The sequence below is a fragment of the Centipeda noxia ATCC 43541 genome (assembly GCF_000160555.1).
In the GTDB taxonomy this organism is placed as follows: Bacteria; Bacillota; Negativicutes; order Selenomonadales; family Selenomonadaceae; genus Centipeda; species Centipeda noxia.
Genome location: NZ_GG749293.1, coordinates 1 through 664, shown reverse-complemented (window position 1 = coordinate 664; position 664 = coordinate 1). Strand labels below are relative to the sequence as shown.

General features: G+C 57.5%; 1 protein-coding gene. It reads left to right on the top strand.

Annotated features, from left to right (window positions below; genetic code table 11):
- A partial coding sequence (locus tag HMPREF7545_RS09895; RefSeq protein ID WP_006695602.1) for an autotransporter domain-containing protein occupies positions 1-664 on the top strand: 664 nt, incomplete at both ends.

Genomic DNA, 664 nt, shown 5'->3' with positions numbered 1-664 from the left:
GGTATTGCAGGAAGCTACATGAAGGGCTCCTCCACCTACGCAGCCGGCAGCGGCAAGAACAAAGAGGGCAACCTCGGCATCTACGGCACATGGACGGGCAAATCCGGACAGTATGTCGATCTCATTGCAAAGGTCGGCCGCCTGAACAACGAGTACACCGTCTACAACGACTTCGGCCACTATGTGAAGGGTGATTACAGCACATGGGGCGGTTCGCTCTCGGCAGAGTACGGCAAGCGCATCGCGATGAAGGGAGGAACCTTCATTGAGCCGCAGGTTGAGCTGATTTACAGCCATCTGAACGGTGTAAGCTATACCGGCAGCACAGACTACATCGGCATGAACATGTATGTGCACCAGAAGCCGTTTGACAGCTTCATCGGGCGTCTCGGCCTTGGCTTTGGCAAGGAGACCGAGCGCAGCACGTACTATGCGAGAGTCTCGCTCTACCACGAGTTCGCAGGCGACCTGCATACGGACTACTCGGACGGCTTTACACCGAAGAGCACGATGCAGAACGGCAGCGATACGTGGGTCGGCGTGCAGCTCGGCGGCACGGTGAAACTCAACGACCGCACGAACCTGTACGGCAACTTCGAGAAGACCTTCGGCGGCGACATCAAAACCGCATGGCGCATGGATGCCGGTATGCGCTGGAGCTTCT